The organism is Sulfitobacter sp. CW3, from assembly GCF_019392245.1.
GTDB lineage: Bacteria > Pseudomonadota > Alphaproteobacteria > Rhodobacterales > Rhodobacteraceae > Sulfitobacter.
On record NZ_JAHXRL010000002.1, the window covers coordinates 171,695 to 189,995 of the forward strand.

Here is an 18,301-nt window from a genome sequence, read left to right on the forward strand (position 1 = left end):
CAGAAAGTCGCCCAATGTTTTCTAAATATAAAAAGCCAAACGCTGCTGCTCCCACGAAACAGACGGCCCCGGCCCAGCCTGCTCCGCCCCAGCAGGCAGAGCTGCCCGAGATCAAACCTGTGACGATGCGCCGGGCGGCGACCCCTGCGACAGTGGCCCCTCAGGACCGGGAACTAAAACGCAAACAACGGATGAGCGACCTCAAGCTTGAGCTGCATCGTGCGCTCTTGGACAACCTGAACCTAGCCGCGCTTGAACACGCGAGCGAACAGGACCTGCGCCAAGAAATCAACGATATTTCCGCTGAAATTCTGTCTGAGAAATCCATCGTCTTGAACCGCGAAGACCGGATTCAACTGAACTCTGAACTTTATGACGAAGTCACCGGCCTTGGTCCGCTAGAGACATTGCTGAAAGATGACACCGTCAACGATATTCTGGTGAACGGCCCACAACAGATCTTCGTGGAACGCGAAGGTAAACTGCAACTGACGGACATCACCTTTAAGGACGAAAAGCACCTGTTGCGGATCATCGACAAGATCGTTTCGGCCGTTGGCCGCCGCGTCGACGAAAGCAACCCCTATGTGGATGCGCGACTGAAAGACGGCTCGCGGTTCAACGCCATGGTGCCGCCGATTGCGGTGGATGGCAGCCTTGTGTCCATCCGTAAGTTCAAAAAAGACAAGCTGGGCATTGATGATCTGGTGTCTTTCGGGGCCTTCTCCGAGGAAATGGCCGCCTATCTGCAAGCCGCTGTGGCCACACGCCTGAATATCATCGTATCGGGCGGTACCGGCTCGGGTAAAACGACCACGTTGAACGCGCTGTCGTCGTTTATCGACGATGATGAACGTATCCTGACGATCGAAGATACTGCCGAACTTCAGCTGCAACAAACCCATGTCGGCCGGATGGAAAGCCGCCCGCCCAACGTTGAGGGCAAAGGCGAGGTAACAGCACGCGACTGTCTGAAAAACGCCCTGCGGATGCGCCCCGACCGGATCATCGTGGGTGAAACCCGCGGCGAAGAAGTCATCGACATGTTGCAGGCAATGAACACCGGCCACGACGGATCAATGACCACCATCCACGCCAACTCGGCCCGCGATGGTATCAGCCGTTTGGAAAACATGATCGCGATGGCGGGTATCGAAATGCCTCTCAAGGCGGTGCGCAGCCAGATTTCAAGCGCTGTAAACTTGATCGTGCAAGCCTCGCGGCTTCAAGACGGTTCGCGGCGCATGACCTCGATCTCGGAAATCACCGGGATGGAGGGCGATGTGATCTCGATGCAGGAACTGTTCCGCTATCAGCGTGTCGGGCTGACGCCTGAAAACAAGATCATCGGCCATTTCACCGCCACCGGCGTGCGCAGCCACTTCTCTGAGCGGTTCAAAATGTGGGGCTATGATCTGCCGTCCTCGATCTATGAACCCACTGTGACCCAGTAAGGAAACACGTCATGAGCATTGAACCAATTATCTACGGTCTGATATTTATCGGCGTTCTGGTGCTGGTCGAAGGCCTGTATCTGGTCGCGTTTGGCAAATCTATCAACCTCAACAGCCGCGTGAACCGCCGCCTAGAAATGCTGGAAAAAGGCACCCGCCGCGAAGAGGTGCTGGATAAGCTGCGCAAGGAAATGCAGCAGCACATGGATCGCAAAACCATTCCGATCTATTCCATGATTGCTGAAAAAGCGCAAAAGGCGGCGATTGCGTTTACACCGCAGCAGTTGATTATGATTATGGCCGGTCTATCGGCAGTCGCGTTTTTCGGTCTGACGATCGGCACCAGCACCGAAGCCCCTGTTCGCCTGATTATTTCAATCGGTATTGGCGTCGGCGCGGTATATTTCTGGGTCGCGACCAAAGCGAAAAAACGCATGAGCATGATCGAAGAGCAACTGCCGGACGCCGTTGAATTGATGGTGCGATCCCTGCGCGTCGGGCATCCGTTTACCAGTGCGATTTCCATTGTGGCCAAAGAAATTCAGGACCCGCTCGCATCCGAATTCGGCATTATCGCAGATGAATCCGCCTATGGGCGCGACGTGGGCGAGGCGCTGAAAGACATGGCGGAACGGCTGGACATGCAGGATTTGCGTTTCCTTGCGATGGCCGTGACCATTCAACAACAATCCGGCGGTAACCTTGCTGAAATTCTGGCCGGTCTGGCCAAGGTGATCCGCGCCCGTTTCAAACTATTCCGCCGCGTGAACGCGATCACCGCCGAGGCCAAATGGTCCGGCAAGTTCCTGTCGGCATTCCCGATTGTCGCGTTGATCGTGATCAAGCTTGGCGACCCGCATTACTATGACGACGTCATGACCCATCCGTTCTTTGTTCCCGGATGTATCGCCGTGGTCGTCTTTCTAAGCGCAAACCTTTTGGTCATGCGCAAACTCACTGACATCAAGGTTTAAGGCGGGTTATCATGTCTATTTTCACTTCAATTGATAACATGATTGGCCCGCTCGGCTGGATCGTTTTGCTGGGCGTGATGGGGCTGATGATGATCGGCTTGACGATTTTCATGATCCTTCGCCAACCCGAAGATCCGCTGGCCAAACTTAAGCGCACCCAATCGACCGCTGCATCGTCGGGGTCTGCGCAACATCGTTTGCGGCAATCCGACCGAAACGAACAACTTCAGAAATTCGCCAAGTTTCTTGAGCCCGAAAACTTGGAAGAGCTTAGCGCCAAAGAGCTGATGTTGCGCCAAGCGGGCTATTCCTCGCGCGATGCGGTGCGGTTCTTCCACTTTGCCCAGATGATCCTTGGTATCGCAGGGGTCGTGATCGGCGTTGTCTATGTCAACTTTTTGGGTGGCGGCGAAGGTCTGACAACCCAAAAAATGATGCTGTATACCGTCGGCCCGGGCGGCGTGGGGTATTACCTTCCGCGGTACTGGGTCACCAAACGTGTGGCTGAACGCAAGGAACAGATCACCCGCGGTTTTCCTGACGCATTGGACATGATGCTGGTCTGCGTCGAGGCGGGGCAATCGCTGGATCAATCTATCGTGCGTGTTGCCGCTGAACTGCGCGCCTCCTACCCCGCCTTGGCCGAAGAATTCGAGGTCGTCGCCTATGAAATGAAAGCCGGCAAAGACAAGATCACCGTTTTGAACGATATGGGTGACCGCTGCGGTGTTCAGGATATTTCGTCTTTTGTTACGGTTCTGGTTCAATCTGCTGCGTTTGGCACATCCATTTCCGACGCACTTCGGGTCTATGCAGAAGAGATGCGTGATAAACGCGTGATGCGCGCCGAAGAGGCCGCAAACAAGTTGCCAACCAAGATGACCCTTGCCACAATGATGCTTACAGTACCGCCTTTGCTACTTATCCTCGTAGCACCGTCAGTGCTTGGAATTACGCAGCTAGGTGCAGGTACAAGATGATCAAACGCCAAAGTCTCAAACGCAGCGCTGCGTTTGTGCTTTGCTTGACAGTCGTCACTGGATTAACCGCCTGTTCATCAGGCGGTTTTCCTGCGTTCGGGCCAAAGCGTGACGATGCCAGCCCTTTTGCGCCGGGTGTGAACATGCGCAAAGACGCGGAAGACGGAGTTGAGGTCGCCCACCGGCTGATGGCGGCCGGTGAATACGAACTGGCCATCCGCGCCTTTAACCGCGCGGCACTGGCGACCGAGTTGAATGCCGAAATCCTGTCTGGTCTGGGCAGTGCCAATCTGGGTTTGGGGCGTCTGGGACAAGCTGAAAAACTGCTGCGCGAGGCCGTTGCCAAAGACTCCACCCAGCCCGAAGTTTGGAATAATTTAGGCGTGGTTTTGATGGAGCGTGGCAAATTAGCCGAAGCTAACCTTACGTTTCGTAAGGCTTATGCGCTCGACAATGGCGAAAGTGACGCAATCCGCGACAATTTACGCTTAGCGCTCGCAAAAACAGAAAACTCTGCTACGATCCAAAATCAAGAAGACGATTATAAATTGGTGCGGCGCGGTTCGGGCGATTTCCTGATCCGGTCAGTACCATGACCGAGGCAGAGCAGTAAAAGGACGCACAAATGCGCCACCCCTTTATCTTGGCCGCTTGCATTGCAGGCGCGACTGTTGTTTCAGGCTGTGGTGACACGTCTGGCGACAACGCCGTTTCCCGTGCGTTTCAAGACGTAAATGTCATTGATGCATCGAACCTTAACGATGTAATGCTGACCGTCGCCGATCCGAACGAGGCGGTGAATTACTTTTCCCGCACCGCCCAGGAAAATCCGGACCGGATCGATATCCAACGCGGTTTGGCTAAATCTTTGGTCCGCGCGAAACGCTATCCCGAAGCAACAAGCGTCTGGGCAAAAGTCGTCAAGATGGACGACGCGACACCAGATGACAGTGTCGATTATGCCGACGCGCTGATCCGGTCAGGCGATTGGGCAAAGGCGGAAAAGACATTAGACACCGTGCCCCCGACCCACGAAACCTATAACCGGTACCGTCTTGAGGCGATTGTCGCTGACAGCAAGCAGGAATGGGAAAAAGCGGACAGCTTTTATGAAATCGCCATCGGCCTGACCATGCAGCCTGCATCGGTCATGAACAACTGGGGCTATTCCAAACTGACGCGCGGCGAATACAAAGCAGCTGAACGGCTTTTTGGCGATGCGATCCGTCAGGACCCCACCCTGTTTACCGCCAAGAACAATCTGGTGCTCGCCCGTGGTGCACAGCGTGAATATTCCCTTCCCGCGATCGAAATGGATCAAACGGAACGCGCGCAACTTTTGCACACGCTGGCCTTGTCAGCGATCAAAAAGGGCGACGTCGAAACCGGCAAAGGCCTGTTGCAAGACGCCATCAGCACCCACCCGCAGCACTTTGAGACAGCTGTTCGGTCACTGCGTGCATTGGAAAACTCGGGCTGACGGGTAATGTCGATCACCGTTTACGCAGCCGTATGGTTTCTGCCGTTCGTCATCCCACTATGCCTTTATGCGGCCTATACCGATATGGCGTCGATGCGGATCACCAACCCGACAGTGCTGGCGCTGGCTGCGGTTTTTGTGGTGATCGGCCCGATTGCATTGCCTTTTGAAACCTACCTTTGGCACCTGCTGGCCATGGCGGCTGCCTTGGTTGTCGGCATTTTCCTGAATGCCGCGGGGGTGATGGGTGCGGGCGACGCAAAATTCATCGCCGCCGGTGTGCCCTTTGTCGCCTTGGGTGACCTGCGTCTTATGATGGCGCTGCTTATGGCCACGATTGTGGCCGCCACCATCACGCATCGCGGTGCCAAATACACCCCGATACGCAAGCTGGTGCCACATTGGACCAGCTGGGACCAAAGCAAGAAATTTCCGATGGGATTGGCACTTGGCCCCACACTTGCCATTTATTTGATCCTTGGCGCGCTTTTTGGGGCCTGATTTACGCCATATTTGCCCGTTAACTAAATCCCCAGATAACGATCAGTCGACCCAAAGGGCTCTTTCATGAATGTGCAAACCTCTGCTGTGATGGCACCACCGCCGCCGCGCACCATCCAAGACATGAAACTGCCGGTGATGATGATGCGCGATATCATGATCAAAACCATGTACCGCAAAAACGTAACGATGGTCAGCGAAACCGCCGAAGCAATCTGCTTGCCAATACATGTCACCCAAGAATTGATCGACATGGCCCGCGACCAACGCCTGGTCGAAGCAACAGGCACATTGAACGCCAATAGCGGCCATGAAATGGGGTACCAGCTTACGGATCTGGGCAAATCACGCGCGCTCGACGCCTTGGCGCAATCAGAATATTTCGGCCCGATGCCTGTCCCGCTCGATGTCTACCGCGAGCAGGTCGAACGCCAATCGGTGCGCAACATGCAGATCACCCGCGCGCAGCTAGAGGGCGCAATGGGCCATCTTGTGATGCCGGACGAACTGCTTAGCAATTTGGGGCCTGCCGTATCTGCGGGACGGTCCATTCTGATGTACGGCCCCCCCGGCAACGGTAAATCCAGCATCTCAAACGGTATCCGCGCCGCACTTGGTGATCAGATCTACGTTCCGCGCGCGATTGAATATGCCGCGCAGGTGATCACCGTATATGATCCGATTGTACACAGCGCCGCCGCAATCCAGGAACAGGACCCCAACGCCCTGCGCCGCATCACCAGCTTTGACAGCCGCTATGTGAAATGCGACCGCCCCACGGTCATCACCGGCGGGGAATTGTCCCTTGATATGTTGGATCTGGTGTACAACCCCACAGCCCGTACCTATCAGGCACCGCTTCAGCTGAAATCGACCGGCGGTATTTTCATCGTCGACGACCTTGGCCGCCAAAAAGAAAGCCCCCAAAGCATCGTCAACCGCTGGATTGTCCCACTCGAAGAAAACAAGGATATCCTTGCCCTTCAGTCCGGCGAAAACTTCGAGGTGCCGTTCGACACGTTGGTGATCTTCTCGACCAACTTCCACCCGAACGAAATCTTCGACCAAGCCGCCCTGCGCCGCATCTTCTTCAAGATCAAGATCGACGGACCGGACCAGAAAAACTTCCTCAAGATTTTTGCGATGGTTGCAAAGAACCGCAAGATGCCTTTGGATGAAGCGACAATGATCCACTTGCTCAATAACAAATACCCCACCATCGATAACAGTTTTGCCAATTACCAGCCGGTGTTCTTGATCGACCAGATCATCGCCATCTGCGACTTCGAAGGAATACCCTACCAAATGACCCCCGACCTGATGGACCGCGCTTGGGCCAACATGTTCATAGACGACGAACATATCGTGAAATGATGCAATGCGATCTTTAATCGGTGTCGCCGGGTGCGGACGCATGGGCGGGCCCATGTTGGCAGCCCTGCGTGCGGCAGACCTGCCCGCGCGTGGGTATGATGTAGTTCCCTCCGAAATGGGTCACATCACGGATGACATCGCCGTCTTCTCCGAAGACCTTGATACCCTGATCACGGTGGTGCGCGACATCGACCAAACCGATGCGGTGTTGTTTGGTGATCAGAATTTCACGGCCATTCCCAGCCTGCGCCGCATCATCCTATGCTCCACACTCAGCCCCCGCTATGTGCTTGGATTGCGTGACCAGGTGCCGTCCCATATCACCCTTATCGACGCCCCCATGTCCGGTGCCCAGATCGCGGCAGAACAGGCACGCCTCAGCTTCATGCTGGGCGGAGACAGCGATGATCTGCAAGCAGCGCAACCACTGTTCAGCGCCATGGGCAAACATTTCCACCGCATGGGCGCGTATGGTGCGGGCATGCAGGCCAAAGTCCTCAACAATTTGCTTGCCGCCAGCAACACCGCGATGACCCGCCTCGTGCTGGACTGGGCAGATCAATCCGGCCTGGACGAGGGCAAGCTCCTGAACCTGATCCACACATCGTCGGGCCAGAACTGGTTGGCCTCGGGTTTTAACGACATCGAATTCGCCCGCGACGGCTTTGCCCCTGACAACACCATCGGTATCCTGGTCAAAGACGTCGCCAGCGCCCTCGACGCCGCCCCGACAGACGCCGACACAGCGCTCCCCGAACTCATCCAGACGGCCATCAAGAACCTCAAGCCCCGCCCCTGATTTCATTTTGCCGTGTAAACTCCGGGGGTTTGGGGGCTGGCCCCCAACCTTATCGCGGTACATGGGCTGGTTCCTGTGCGATCAGACCCTATCTAAACCCTATGCAAATCCTCCCGCCCCAATTCACTCAATGGTTCGCGCGCAAAGGCTGGACGGTTCATCCCCACCAGCAAGACATGCTTGACCGCGCGGATGCACCAGCCTTGCTGCTGATCGCGCCCACGGGCGGCGGCAAGACCCTGTCCGGCTTCCTCCCCACCCTTGTCGATCTGGCCGATGGCCATCACCAAGGGATGCACACGCTCTATATCTCCCCCCTCAAAGCGCTGGCCGCAGACATCAAACGTAACCTCACGACGCCGGTTACCGAAATGGATCTGCCGATCCGCATTGAAGACCGCACCGGGGACACGTCGCAAACACGTAAACGCCGCCAACGCGCCGACCCTCCGCATATCCTGCTAACCACCCCCGAAAGCCTCGCCCTGCTCATCTCCTATGAGGACGCACCGCGCATGTTCAAAGGCCTGAAACGGGTGGTGATTGACGAAATCCATGCCCTCGCAGAAAGCAAACGCGGCGATCAGCTGATGCTGGCTTTGACACGCCTGCAAACGCTATGCCCTGACCTGAAACGCGTCGGGCTGTCCGCCACCGTCGAAGATCCCGCAGCCATTGCCCACTTCATGGCGCGGCACCCCGATCCCTGCCCCATTCTCTTGGCGGATCCCGGTCCTCCCCCCGACATTCAAATGCTCCGCACAACCGAGGCCCCGCCGTGGGCTGGCGGCGGTGCGGCCTATGCGATCCCCGCAGTTCTTGATCAAATCCGCCAACACAATACGACGCTGATCTTTCATAACACCCGCGCACAGGCCGAGATTTTCTTTCACAACCTGTGGCTGGCAAATGACGACAGCCTACCCATCGGCATCCATCACGGTTCTCTTGATCGCACCCAGCGTGAACGGGTCGAGGCCGCAATGGTACGCGGCGATCTGCGGGCAATCGTTTGCACCGGCAGCCTTGATCTGGGCATCGACTGGGGCGACGTTGATCTGGTTATCCAGATCGGTGCGCCAAAGAACGTGAAACGCCTTGTCCAGCGGATCGGGCGCGCAAACCACCGATATAATGCCCCGTCCAAGGCCCTTCTGGTCCCTGCCAACCGGTTCGAGGTCGTTGAATGCGTCGCAGCACTTGAGGCCGTATTGGACGGGGAACTGGACGGCGAACCTCGCGGTCCCGGCCCCCGCGATGTACTGTGCCAGCATATCCTGATCACCGCCTGCGCGGGCCCTTTCGACGCAGATGCATTATTTACCGAGGTTACCTCAGCCGGCGCATATGCCGCGCTGACCCGATCCGAATTCGATGCCTGTCTCGATTTTTGCGCGACGGGGGGCTACGCATTGCGGGCCTACGACAAATGGCAACGCCTGATGCAAAGGGACGGGTTGTGGTCTTTGCGTGATCCCCGCGCCAGCCAACGCATCCGCATGAACATCGGCACGATCCAGGATACAGATACCCTAAAAGTACGCATGAAACGCAACCGCGGCGGCAAACCTCTGGGCGAGATCGAAGAAGGCTTTGCCGCGTCCCTCACGCCCGGCGATACATTTTTGATCGGCGGCCAAATCGTGAAATACGAAGGCCTGCGCGAAATGACCGTCGAAGTCAGCCGCGAGTCCGCCAAAAAGCCCCGCATCGCCTCTTTCATGGGCACGAAATTCGCAACCTCAACGCAGCTTTCAGCGCGGGTTCAGCGGATGTTCACCCAAACCAACTGGCCCGACCTGCCAGACCACACCGCTGATTGGCTGGCCCTGCAACGCGAGGTCAGCCAATTGCCCCAGCCGGGCCGTTTATTGATCGAAAGCTTCCCCCATGACGGGCATGCCCAAACGGTGATCTACGGCTTTGCCGGGCGTAACGGTCAGCAAACTCTTGGCCTGCTCCTCACCAAACGGATGGAAGATCTTGGGTTAAACCCTCTAGGCTTTGTCGCGACAGATTATGCGACATTAATTTGGGGTCTCGATACAGTCACAGACCCCGCGCCCCTGTTTGACCCGATCGCACTGCATGACGGGCTTGATACGTGGCTGGCAGGAAACGCCATGATGAAACGGACGTTCCGCGCGTCTGCCACGATCGCCGGACTGATCGAGCGCAACACGCCCCAATCCCGCAAATCAGGCAGACAGGCGACCTTCAGTTCCGATATCCTCTATGACACGCTTGCCAAATACGACCCCGATCATCTTATGCTCGACATCACACGCCAAGAAGCCCTGCGCGGTTTGGTCGATTTTGGCAGGATCCAAGAGATGCTCGCGCGCATTGAAGGGCGGATTGACCATAGAGTTTTAGGCAAAGTCAGCCCCCTCGCCGCCCCGCTCTTTTTGGAAACCGGGCGCGTTCCAGTAAAAGGGGCCGCCGAAGAACAGTTGCTTGCCAAGGAGGCCGCACGTTTGATGGAAGCGTCAGGGCTGGCCAATATTACGCCCAGCCCCTCCGACAAACCTCGGTGGCGGGTGGGATGATAATCACCACCGTCTTTCACTGATTTAGCGTTAGGATTTTGAGTATTTTTAAAAGGGTGAAGCCGAAGGCGTTTACACGTCATTAACTACGCAGCGCTTAGGCTCGTGGTGCGGTACAGGCTGGAGAGCCGATGGCCGTGAAGGGTGAAGGCGTCTTGGTTGGCTGAAATGTCTGGACCGGGACGTCTTCCGATCTTCACCCTTTTAAAAATACTCATAGCGGCACCATCACGGCCAATGACAACGCTGGCGGCCCTCTTGCAGTTGGCGCATCTATACACCATGAACGAAGCATGAACCCAGGTTATGATTTTTCCCTTTCCGGCGCGCGGTTAACGGCGCTTGGCTCTGGCGCGCTTTGGTGGGCCGAACACCGTTTGCTAAGTGTTTCTGATCTGCATTTGGGCAAATCCGAGCGCATCGCGCGCCGCGGCGGCAGCACATTACCCCCGTATGAAACGCGCGATACGTTGACCAAGCTGGCGCATGATCTGGAACGCTGCAACCCGCAGACCGTTGTCGCCTTGGGCGATAGTTTTGATGATTTAGGCGCGGCGGATGCTTTGCCTGCAGACGAACGTGACTGGATCGCCAAGCTACAGGCCGGGCGAAAGTGGATCTGGATCGAGGGAAACCACGACCCGGGCCCGGTAGAGCTTGGGGGGGAGCATCTGAGCGAGCTGAAACTTGGCGCGATGTCTTTTCGGCACATCGCAACACCCGGCGCGCAGGGCGAGATTTCGGGGCATTATCATCCCAAAGCGACGCTAAGGCTGAAGGGGCGAAACATCTCAAGGCCCGCGTTCGTTTATGACAGTGCCCGCCTTATCCTGCCCGCCTATGGCACCTATACGGGTGGGCTGAGGACAAGTTCGGACCCGATCCGGTCGCTTATGTCATCACAGGCCTGTGCCGTTCTCACAGGGGCGCATCCCACCGCGGTACCGATGCCGCGATAGCCGGTTGCATGTTCTTCAGAATATGCCAGCTTGTGGCCAAAGGAGCATTCCATGGACGACGCGATAAGAACCCGAATTCATACCAGTTTTGAGGCGCAATCCATGATGGCAACCTTGGGGGCCAAGCTGTCTGAGGTCTCCCATGGCAGTGTCAAAATCGAAGCACCGATTTTGCCAGGCGCGCTGCAGCAACAAGGGTTCGGCCACGCGGGTCTGACGTTTTCAATCGGCGACAGCGCGGCGGGTTATGCTGCCTTGACCAGCCTGCCGCTCGACATGGAAGTCGTCACGGCCGAGATCAAGATAAACCTGATCGCGCCGGCACGGGGTGAAAAGTTGGTCGCGATCGGCAAGCTGATCAAACCCGGCAAACGGCTGTGCGTGGTCACATCAGAAGTGTTTGCGATCGAGAACGGCCAAGAGAAACTGATCGCAATATTGCAGGGTACGATGGTACCTGTGCCAGCCTAGATTAATCCGGCCTCTAACACTGCGGGTCGAAAGCTGCGACTGACAGGGATTTGATCCCCCGAAACGAGAACCAGAAAGTCCCGCCCTTGTATGCGGCGGTGATGCACGACCGCATTTCTGGCAACCCAATGTGACCGGTGAACCTGTAATCCATCCGCAGCTTGCAGCGCGGCGACAGCATCCTGAAGACGAAGCAGCACAAGAGCGCTGCCGTTCTGTGTCACCACGTTCAAATAGTGATCCTGCGCCTCGACCCTGACCAGCGGCCCCCGTCGGTCCAGCGGGAGATGGCGTAGAAAAGCTGCCTCCGGGTCTTGAGGGGTTCCCTCAAACGGGGGCACGAATACATAGCGCGCCAATGCCAGTGCGCCATGCACCACCAGCACCGTTACCGCAATAATCACACCCAGATATAGCAACTGGCCTGCACCCGCCCATTGCGGAAACACCCAGTTGTTCAAGACGTGAATAAGCGCCGAGAGGACTAGAACAAATCCGCCCCAGAACACGGCGCTTTTCCAAACAGGTGCGCCCCTCGTCAAGCCAATGACCAGTACCGATCCAAGCACGGACAGCGCAATAATGCCCGCCCAATAGATCAACCTGAGCCCAGGTGCCAAAGCATCATGGGTACCAAAAGGTCCCGCAACGGTGCTGAGCACAGTTGCCAAAGCCCAAACGCCCAGCCACACCAGTTGCCCTTTTCGTTCACGAAGCGTCGATGACATTCTCAAACCCAACCTGCAATTCACGAAGCCCCGGTGCCGTTCGCGAAACCCCGCTTGGGCTCAGCACGCCAAGTCTGGCACGCAACGGGCAGTGAATACAACGGAGTTTCCCAATGTCCCTGTCCCCCCTTTTGAACGCCAGCCTGGCAATCCAGATCCACGCGTTTCTGGCCATTGCTGCGGTCGTGCTGACCATCGCCATCTTCACCCTTCCGCGCGGGTCAACTGCCCACCGCTGGATGGGATGGTCTTGGGTCACCCTCATGGCAATCGTAGCACTGAGCAGCTTTGGCATCCACGAGATCAGAATGGTCGGCCCCTTTGGCCCCATCCATATCCTGTCGGACTTCGTGCTGTTTCAGCTTGTGATAAATATCCGCGCTACCAGAACCAAGAACATCCGCGCCCATTCCCGCGGCATGAAGCTGCTATCCTTGGGCGCGCTTGTCGGGGCCGGCGCATTCACGTTTCTGCCCGGGCGTATCATGTATCAGGTGGTGGCTGGCGGCTAAGCAGTCAGCCCCTCAGGCTCGGCCAAACCATTGGCGCGGCAGCAGGCGGTGACGGTGTTGGCCAACAGGCACGCAATCGTCATCGGGCCAACGCCACCGGGCACGGGCGTGATCGCGCCCGCAACTTCGACGCAGCTGGCAAAATCCACATCGCCCACCAAACGTGTTTTGCCTTCGCCTTTTTCCGGCGCGTCGAGGCGGTTGATACCCACGTCGATTATGGTCGCGCCGGGCTTGATCCAATCACCGGGAACCATCTCGGGCCGACCAACGGCCGCGACCACAATATCCGCACGGCGGACGACGTCTGCTAAGTCTTTGGTACGCGAATGGGCAATCGTCACGGTGCAACTGTCATTCAGTAAAAGCTGCGCCATCGGTTTGCCTACAATATTGCTGCGCCCGATAATGACGGCATCCATGCCAGACAGACTGCCATGATGGTCGCGCAGCATCATCAAACATCCCAGCGGCGTACAGGGAACCATCGATTTTTGCCCAGTCCCCAACAACCCCACGTTCGAGATATGAAACCCGTCCACATCCTTGGCGGGATCAATCGCGTTGATCACCAGATCTTCGTTCAGATGCTTGGGCAACGGCAATTGCACCAAAATCCCGTGGATTTCCGGATCAGCATTCAAATCTGCAATCAGCGCCAGCAAATCAGCCTCGGTGGTCTCGGCATCCAACCGATGCTCGACCGACTTCATCCCGACCTCGACGGTCATCTTGCCCTTTGATCGTACATATACCTCGGACGCCGGATCTGAGCCCACCAAAACAACCGCCAGCCCCGGCGTGATCCCATGATCTGCTTTCAGCCGGGCCACATGTGTACCCACCTGCGCCCGCACGCGGGCTGCAAATTCCTTGCCGTCAATGATCGTCGCTGTCATGGAAACCGTCCTTCATTTTCTCTGGCTCTTAAATATCCCTGCCAGAGGCAGGAAAGGGCGCGGGGGTATTCCCCCGCGCCCTTTTCATACGCCCTTAGAACAGACCTTCAACATCGCCATTATCATTCAGGCGAATATTTTCGGCCGATGGTACCCTTGGCAGCCCCGGCATGGTCATGATCTCGCCGCAGATTGCCACAACGAACCCTGCACCCGCCGACAAACGTACCTCGCGGACGGGGATGTTAAAGCCGGTTGGCGCACCGCGACGTTCAGGATCGGTGGTAAAGCTATACTGCGTTTTGGCCATACAGACCGGCAGATCGCCATACCCCTGATCTTCCCAATCCTTCAGCTGGTTCAGGATTTTCTGATCCATCACCGCTGCATCCGCGCGGTAGATTTTGGTCGCAATGGTGTTGATCTTGTCGGCAAGGCTCATCTCATCCGGATAGATCGGCGCGAAATTGGCTTCACCCTTTTCGATCACTTCGACAACCTTGGTTGCCAGATCGGCAGACCCTTCGCTGCCCAGTTCCCAATGCCGTGACAAGACCGCTTCGGATCCCTGACTGGCGACATAATCCTTGACCGCCTGCACCTCGGCATCGGTGTCGGTCACAAAGTGGTTGATTGCGACGACCACCGGCACGCCAAAGGATTTCAGGTTCTCGATATGGCGACCAAGGTTCGGGCAACCGGCCTGAACCGCGCTGACATTCTCGGCACCCAGATCGACCTTGGCAACGCCGCCGTTCATCTTCATCGCGCGCACGGTGGCCACGACGACCACACAAGACGGTGCCAGACCTGCCTTGCGGCATTTGATGTTCAGGAATTTCTCGGCACCCAGATCAGCACCAAAGCCCGCTTCGGTCACCACATAATCCGCCAGTTTCAGTGCCGTCGTTGTCGCAATGACCGAGTTACAGCCATGCGCGATATTGGCAAACGGGCCACCATGAACAAAGGCGGGGTTATTCTCGAGCGTCTGAACTAGGTTCGGCTGCATCGCGTCTTTCAACAGCACGGTCATCGCGCCGTCTGCCTTGATGTCGCGGGCATAGATCGGTTTGCGCTCGCGGGTGTAGGCGACGATCATATCACCCAGACGCTTTTGCAGATCGCCTAGGTCCTTGGCCAGACACAAGATCGCCATAACCTCGGACGCGACGGTGATGTCAAAACCGGCTTCGCGTGGGAAACCGTTCGATATGCCGCCCAATGACGCCGTGATCTGGCGCAGCGCACGGTCGTTCATGTCGACCACACGACGCCACACAACACGGCGCAGATCGATCTCAAGCGCGTTGCCCCAATAGATGTGGTTGTCGATCATCGCGCTCAGCAGGTTATGCGCCGAGGTGATGGCGTGAAAGTCACCGGTAAAGTGCAGGTTCATTTCTTCCATTGGCACGATCTGCGCATAGCCGCCCCCCGCGGCCCCGCCCTTCATGCCAAAGTTCGGCCCAAGCGACGCCTCGCGGATACAGACGGCAGCGTTTTTGCCGATCCGGTTCAGGCCATCGCCCAAGCCAACAGTTGTCGTTGTCTTGCCTTCGCCTGCGGGGGTCGGGTTGATCGCGGTCACAAGGATCAGCTTGCCATCGATGCGGTCCTGGACCGAGTTGATGAAAGACTGGGAAACCTTGGCTTTGTCGTGGCCATAGGGCAGCAGATCATCACTGCTTATCCCCAGTTTTTGGCCGATTTCCTGAATGGGTCGTTTCGACGCTTCCCGTGCTATCTGAATATCGGTCTTAAAAGCCATTCTGTGATCTCCCTATCGCAGTGCTTGTATTTTGCCCTGCATACGCGGCCAAGACCACATGCAGAGGGCGCATTTCCGACATTTCCACCGCTTGATGCGGCGGTCATGCTTTCATGCATGTCATTTTGTATTTAATTTTCACGATTATCGGCAATCAGGGGCGTTAGCCGTGATTCCACGCCGGCTGATCCGGAATGAACAAATGCAGGCTGTCCCCGACTTTCAGCACCCCTTCCCGTTCGACCCACCCTGTAACGCCGCGGCGACCGGTGGCTGCGGCTTTGAACTTGGGGCCATGGCCGGGGCTGTCTTGTTCAATCTCGCGTCCGGGCAACACGCAGGGCCGGTTTTCCATATCGATTGTGATCGTCGCACCCGAAGCAGCCTGAAGCCGCGCACTGGGCGGAACATGGGTGAAATCAGGGATACCTTCGATCATAATCGAGACGCCCAAATGTTCGGGGTGCAATGTCTCAAGACCCATAGCCGCTGCGGTTTGGGCCATTTCCTCGGCTGAGAGGATCGACAGCTGGCGCACATTAGCGATCTCGGTCCCTTTGGGATAAAGGTTGGTCACGCGCACGCAAGACGGACGGGTCAGCCCGGCATGCACGTCTTCCTCAAACCCTGCATATCTGGCAAAGACCTCATCGCGGGGTTCTGCACGGATACCTTTGGCAAGTTTAGGCACCACCCCAAGCCACGTAATGGTGGCAACAAAATCGGTCTTCTTTAGGGTGGGCATCTTGGCGATCCTTTAACAAACACTTGCCGCCAGATTGCGCGGTGCTGCCACAAAAGAAAAGGCCCCGCTGGTGCAGGGCCTTGTGATTTATTTTGATGGCTCCATCAACAATGTTGATCAGGCCGTTGGCTCAGGCTCAAGACCACCAGAGGGCGGTGATTTTTTGCCTTTGGCCTTGGGGATCGACGTCACGCTGGGCTTATCCATGCCGCTGGTGTCTTCCCCGTCAGGGTCTTGCGGTGGCTTGCCTTCCATGACGCGCTTGATCTCTTCACCGGTGAGGGTTTCGTATTCCAGCAAGCCTTGTGCCAGACGCTCGAATTCTTCGTCGTGGTCCGAAATCATCTTGAACGCACGGTCATAGCCAGTATCGATGATCGCTTTCACTTCGCTCTCAATCAGTTCCTTGGTCGCGGCAGAGACGCTAAAGCCACCTGCCCCGCCATTGGCCTGATACCCAGCAGCCGCTTCGGAATAGTCGATGTTCCCGACCTTGTCCGACATGCCCATGCGCATCACCATACCGCGCGCCAGTTGGCTGGCTTGCATGATGTCGCCCATCGGGCCGGACGACACGCTATCAGGGCCGTATTTAAAGATTTCAGCCGCTTTACCCGCCATGGTCATGGCGATCTTTTGTTCGGCTTCGTCTTTGAACATTTGCAGCTTGTCCATTTCAGGAAGGCTCATCACCATGCCCAAGGCACCACCGCGCGGGATGATTGTGGCCTTATAAACAGGGTCACACTTGTCCAGCTTCATGCCAACGATGGCGTGGCCTGCTTCGTGATAGGCGGTCTTTTCTTTCTGATCTTGGGTCAGAACCATCGAACGCCGTTCGGCACCCATCATGATTTTGTCCTTGGCAGATTCGAAATCCATCATCGCCACGAAACGACGGCCCACACGCGCCGCTGTCAAAGCGGCCTCGTTCACAAGGTTGGCCAGATCGGCACCAGAAAAACCGGGTGTCCCGCGTGCAATGATCCGCAGATCAACATCAGGGCCAAGCGGTGTCTTGCGTGCATGCACGCCAAGGATTTTCTCGCGGCCTTTGATGTCGGGATTGCCAACGCTTACCTGACGGTCAAAACGACCCGGACGCAGCAAAGCAGGGTCCAACACGTCTTTACGGTTGGTAGCCGCGATGATGATCACACCTTCGTTCGCCTCAAAACCGTCCATCTCGACCAGCAATTGGTTCAACGTCTGTTCACGTTCGTCGTTGCCACCACCATAGCCGGCACCACGCGAGCGGCCCACGGCATCGATTTCGTCGATGAACACGATACATGGCGCATTCTTTTTGGCTTGCTCGAACATGTCACGGACACGCGATGCACCAACACCAACGAACATCTCGACAAAGTCGGACCCCGAAATGGTGAAGAACGGCACGCCTGCTTCGCCCGCGATTGCACGCGCCAGCAGTGTTTTACCAGTACCGGGAGGGCCCTCAAGCAACGCGCCTTTGGGGATTTTACCGCCAAGACGGCTGAACTTTTGCGGGTTACGCAAGAATTCAACGATCTCTTCCAGCTCTTCTTTGGCCTCGTCGATGCCTGCAACGTCATCAAAGGTCACGCGGCCATGCTTTTCGGTCAGCATCTTGGCCTTGGATTTACCAAAGCCCATGGCACCGCCTTTGCCGCCGCCCTGCATGCGGTTCATGAAATAAATCCACACACCGATCAACAACAGGATTGGCAACAGCGACATCAGGAATGTCTGGAAACCAGATTGCTGCTGCGGCTCTGCGCGCACAGGCACATCATTTGCCATCAGCAATGACGTAACTTCGGCGTCTTGTGGCATGATCGTGACATAGTCAGAGCCATCAGCACGACGGAAGCGAACCTGTTCGCCATCCAGAGTGACATTGCGGACATCGCCCGCCTCGACTGCTGTTACAAATTCGGAATAGCTGATTTCGCGACTTTGCAGGCCACCGGTTGATCCGCTGAACAGGTTGAACAACGCCAACACCAACAACATCAAAACGACCCAAAAGGCGAGATTACGCATATTACCCAAGGAAACTCTCCTAAATCCGGGGGACGACATCAAGACGATGTGCCCGTTGTCTATAAGATAGAGACGCTGGG

17 protein-coding genes are annotated in these 18,301 nt (G+C 56.7%); 12 read left to right on the top strand and 5 right to left on the bottom strand.

The features are described from left to right. Positions 1-14: 14 nt before the first annotated feature. From KZZ06_RS04195 to KZZ06_RS04245, 11 genes are all read left to right on the top strand, one after another. Positions 15-1,454, top strand: a complete 1,440-nt coding sequence (locus KZZ06_RS04195; protein ID WP_219578797.1) for a CpaF family protein — start codon at positions 15-17, stop codon at positions 1,452-1,454. An 11-nt stretch (positions 1,455-1,465) separates the two neighbouring features. After that, positions 1,466-2,428 carry a type II secretion system F family protein gene (locus tag KZZ06_RS04200; protein ID WP_219578798.1) on the top strand — a complete coding sequence of 321 codons (963 nt, stop codon included), beginning with the start codon at positions 1,466-1,468 and terminating at the stop codon, positions 2,426-2,428. A gap of 11 nt (positions 2,429-2,439) precedes the next feature. Beyond that, complete coding sequence (locus KZZ06_RS04205; RefSeq protein WP_219578799.1) at positions 2,440-3,408, top strand: type II secretion system F family protein; 969 nt, start codon at positions 2,440-2,442, stop codon at positions 3,406-3,408. Next, the gene (locus KZZ06_RS04210; RefSeq protein ID WP_219578800.1) at positions 3,405-4,004 is read left to right on the top strand and encodes a tetratricopeptide repeat protein; all 600 of its coding nucleotides are present in this window, start codon (positions 3,405-3,407) and stop codon (positions 4,002-4,004) included. Before KZZ06_RS04205 ends, KZZ06_RS04210 begins: the two co-directional genes overlap by 4 nt. A gap of 29 nt (positions 4,005-4,033) precedes the next feature. Continuing rightward, on the top strand, positions 4,034-4,888 hold the full coding sequence (locus KZZ06_RS04215) for a lipopolysaccharide assembly protein LapB (protein ID WP_219578801.1): 855 nt from the start codon (positions 4,034-4,036) through the stop codon (positions 4,886-4,888). 6 nt (positions 4,889-4,894) lie between these two features. Beyond that, complete coding sequence (locus KZZ06_RS04220) at positions 4,895-5,389, top strand: prepilin peptidase (RefSeq protein ID WP_219578802.1); 495 nt, start codon at positions 4,895-4,897, stop codon at positions 5,387-5,389. 66 nt (positions 5,390-5,455) lie between these two features. Next, positions 5,456-6,763, top strand: coding sequence for an ATPase (locus tag KZZ06_RS04225; protein WP_219578803.1), 1,308 nt, complete (start codon positions 5,456-5,458; stop codon positions 6,761-6,763). Positions 6,764-6,815: 52 nt separating this feature from the next. Beyond that, positions 6,816-7,562, top strand: a complete 747-nt coding sequence (locus KZZ06_RS04230; protein WP_257884203.1) for an NAD(P)-dependent oxidoreductase — start codon at positions 6,816-6,818, stop codon at positions 7,560-7,562. A gap of 101 nt (positions 7,563-7,663) precedes the next feature. Then, positions 7,664-10,111, top strand: a complete 2,448-nt coding sequence (locus KZZ06_RS04235; RefSeq protein WP_219578805.1) for a ligase-associated DNA damage response DEXH box helicase — start codon at positions 7,664-7,666, stop codon at positions 10,109-10,111. A gap of 293 nt (positions 10,112-10,404) precedes the next feature. Then, positions 10,405-11,070, top strand: coding sequence for a ligase-associated DNA damage response endonuclease PdeM (pdeM, locus tag KZZ06_RS04240; protein ID WP_219578806.1), 666 nt, complete (start codon positions 10,405-10,407; stop codon positions 11,068-11,070). A 51-nt stretch (positions 11,071-11,121) separates the two neighbouring features. Next, complete coding sequence (locus tag KZZ06_RS04245; protein ID WP_219578807.1) at positions 11,122-11,541, top strand: PaaI family thioesterase; 420 nt, start codon at positions 11,122-11,124, stop codon at positions 11,539-11,541. Here KZZ06_RS04245 and KZZ06_RS04250 read toward each other — a convergent pair. Continuing rightward, positions 11,538-12,269, bottom strand: coding sequence for a LytTR family DNA-binding domain-containing protein (locus KZZ06_RS04250; RefSeq protein ID WP_219578808.1), 732 nt, complete (start codon positions 12,267-12,269; stop codon positions 11,538-11,540). The two genes, KZZ06_RS04245 and KZZ06_RS04250, sit on opposite strands and share 4 nt — an antisense overlap. Positions 12,270-12,382: 113 nt before the next feature. Between KZZ06_RS04250 and KZZ06_RS04255 the strand changes: the two genes are divergently transcribed. After that, positions 12,383-12,781 carry a DUF2306 domain-containing protein gene (locus KZZ06_RS04255; protein ID WP_219578809.1) on the top strand — a complete coding sequence of 133 codons (399 nt, stop codon included), beginning with the start codon at positions 12,383-12,385 and terminating at the stop codon, positions 12,779-12,781. Here KZZ06_RS04255 and folD read toward each other — a convergent pair. From folD to ftsH, 4 genes are all read right to left on the bottom strand, one after another. After that, the gene (gene folD, locus KZZ06_RS04260; protein ID WP_219578810.1) at positions 12,778-13,680 is read right to left on the bottom strand and encodes a bifunctional methylenetetrahydrofolate dehydrogenase/methenyltetrahydrofolate cyclohydrolase FolD; all 903 of its coding nucleotides are present in this window, start codon (positions 13,678-13,680) and stop codon (positions 12,778-12,780) included. The two genes, KZZ06_RS04255 and folD, sit on opposite strands and share 4 nt — an antisense overlap. Before the next feature lie 94 nt (positions 13,681-13,774). Next, positions 13,775-15,451, bottom strand: a complete 1,677-nt coding sequence (locus KZZ06_RS04265) for a formate--tetrahydrofolate ligase (protein ID WP_219578811.1) — start codon at positions 15,449-15,451, stop codon at positions 13,775-13,777. A gap of 163 nt (positions 15,452-15,614) precedes the next feature. Beyond that, positions 15,615-16,196, bottom strand: a complete 582-nt coding sequence (locus KZZ06_RS04270; protein WP_219578812.1) for a sulfurase — start codon at positions 16,194-16,196, stop codon at positions 15,615-15,617. A gap of 117 nt (positions 16,197-16,313) precedes the next feature. Then, complete coding sequence (gene ftsH, locus KZZ06_RS04275) at positions 16,314-18,230, bottom strand: ATP-dependent zinc metalloprotease FtsH (protein ID WP_219578813.1); 1,917 nt, start codon at positions 18,228-18,230, stop codon at positions 16,314-16,316. Positions 18,231-18,301: the final 71 nt, after the last annotated feature.

Coding starts and splice junctions, on each gene's coding strand:
- KZZ06_RS04195 (WP_219578797.1), top strand. CDS start 15: ATGTTTTCTAAATATAAAAAGCCAAACGCTGCTGCTCCCACGAAACAG.
- KZZ06_RS04200 (WP_219578798.1), top strand. CDS start 1,466: ATGAGCATTGAACCAATTATCTACGGTCTGATATTTATCGGCGTTCTG.
- KZZ06_RS04205 (WP_219578799.1), top strand. CDS start 2,440: ATGTCTATTTTCACTTCAATTGATAACATGATTGGCCCGCTCGGCTGG.
- KZZ06_RS04210 (WP_219578800.1), top strand. CDS start 3,405: ATGATCAAACGCCAAAGTCTCAAACGCAGCGCTGCGTTTGTGCTTTGC.
- KZZ06_RS04215 (WP_219578801.1), top strand. CDS start 4,034: ATGCGCCACCCCTTTATCTTGGCCGCTTGCATTGCAGGCGCGACTGTT.
- KZZ06_RS04220 (WP_219578802.1), top strand. CDS start 4,895: ATGTCGATCACCGTTTACGCAGCCGTATGGTTTCTGCCGTTCGTCATC.
- KZZ06_RS04225 (WP_219578803.1), top strand. CDS start 5,456: ATGAATGTGCAAACCTCTGCTGTGATGGCACCACCGCCGCCGCGCACC.
- KZZ06_RS04230 (WP_257884203.1), top strand. CDS start 6,816: ATGTTGGCAGCCCTGCGTGCGGCAGACCTGCCCGCGCGTGGGTATGAT.
- KZZ06_RS04235 (WP_219578805.1), top strand. CDS start 7,664: ATGCAAATCCTCCCGCCCCAATTCACTCAATGGTTCGCGCGCAAAGGC.
- pdeM (WP_219578806.1), top strand. CDS start 10,405: ATGAACCCAGGTTATGATTTTTCCCTTTCCGGCGCGCGGTTAACGGCG.
- KZZ06_RS04245 (WP_219578807.1), top strand. CDS start 11,122: ATGGACGACGCGATAAGAACCCGAATTCATACCAGTTTTGAGGCGCAA.
- KZZ06_RS04250 (WP_219578808.1), bottom strand. CDS start 12,269: ATGTCATCGACGCTTCGTGAACGAAAAGGGCAACTGGTGTGGCTGGGC.
- KZZ06_RS04255 (WP_219578809.1), top strand. CDS start 12,383: ATGTCCCTGTCCCCCCTTTTGAACGCCAGCCTGGCAATCCAGATCCAC.
- folD (WP_219578810.1), bottom strand. CDS start 13,680: ATGACAGCGACGATCATTGACGGCAAGGAATTTGCAGCCCGCGTGCGG.
- KZZ06_RS04265 (WP_219578811.1), bottom strand. CDS start 15,451: ATGGCTTTTAAGACCGATATTCAGATAGCACGGGAAGCGTCGAAACGA.
- KZZ06_RS04270 (WP_219578812.1), bottom strand. CDS start 16,196: ATGCCCACCCTAAAGAAGACCGATTTTGTTGCCACCATTACGTGGCTT.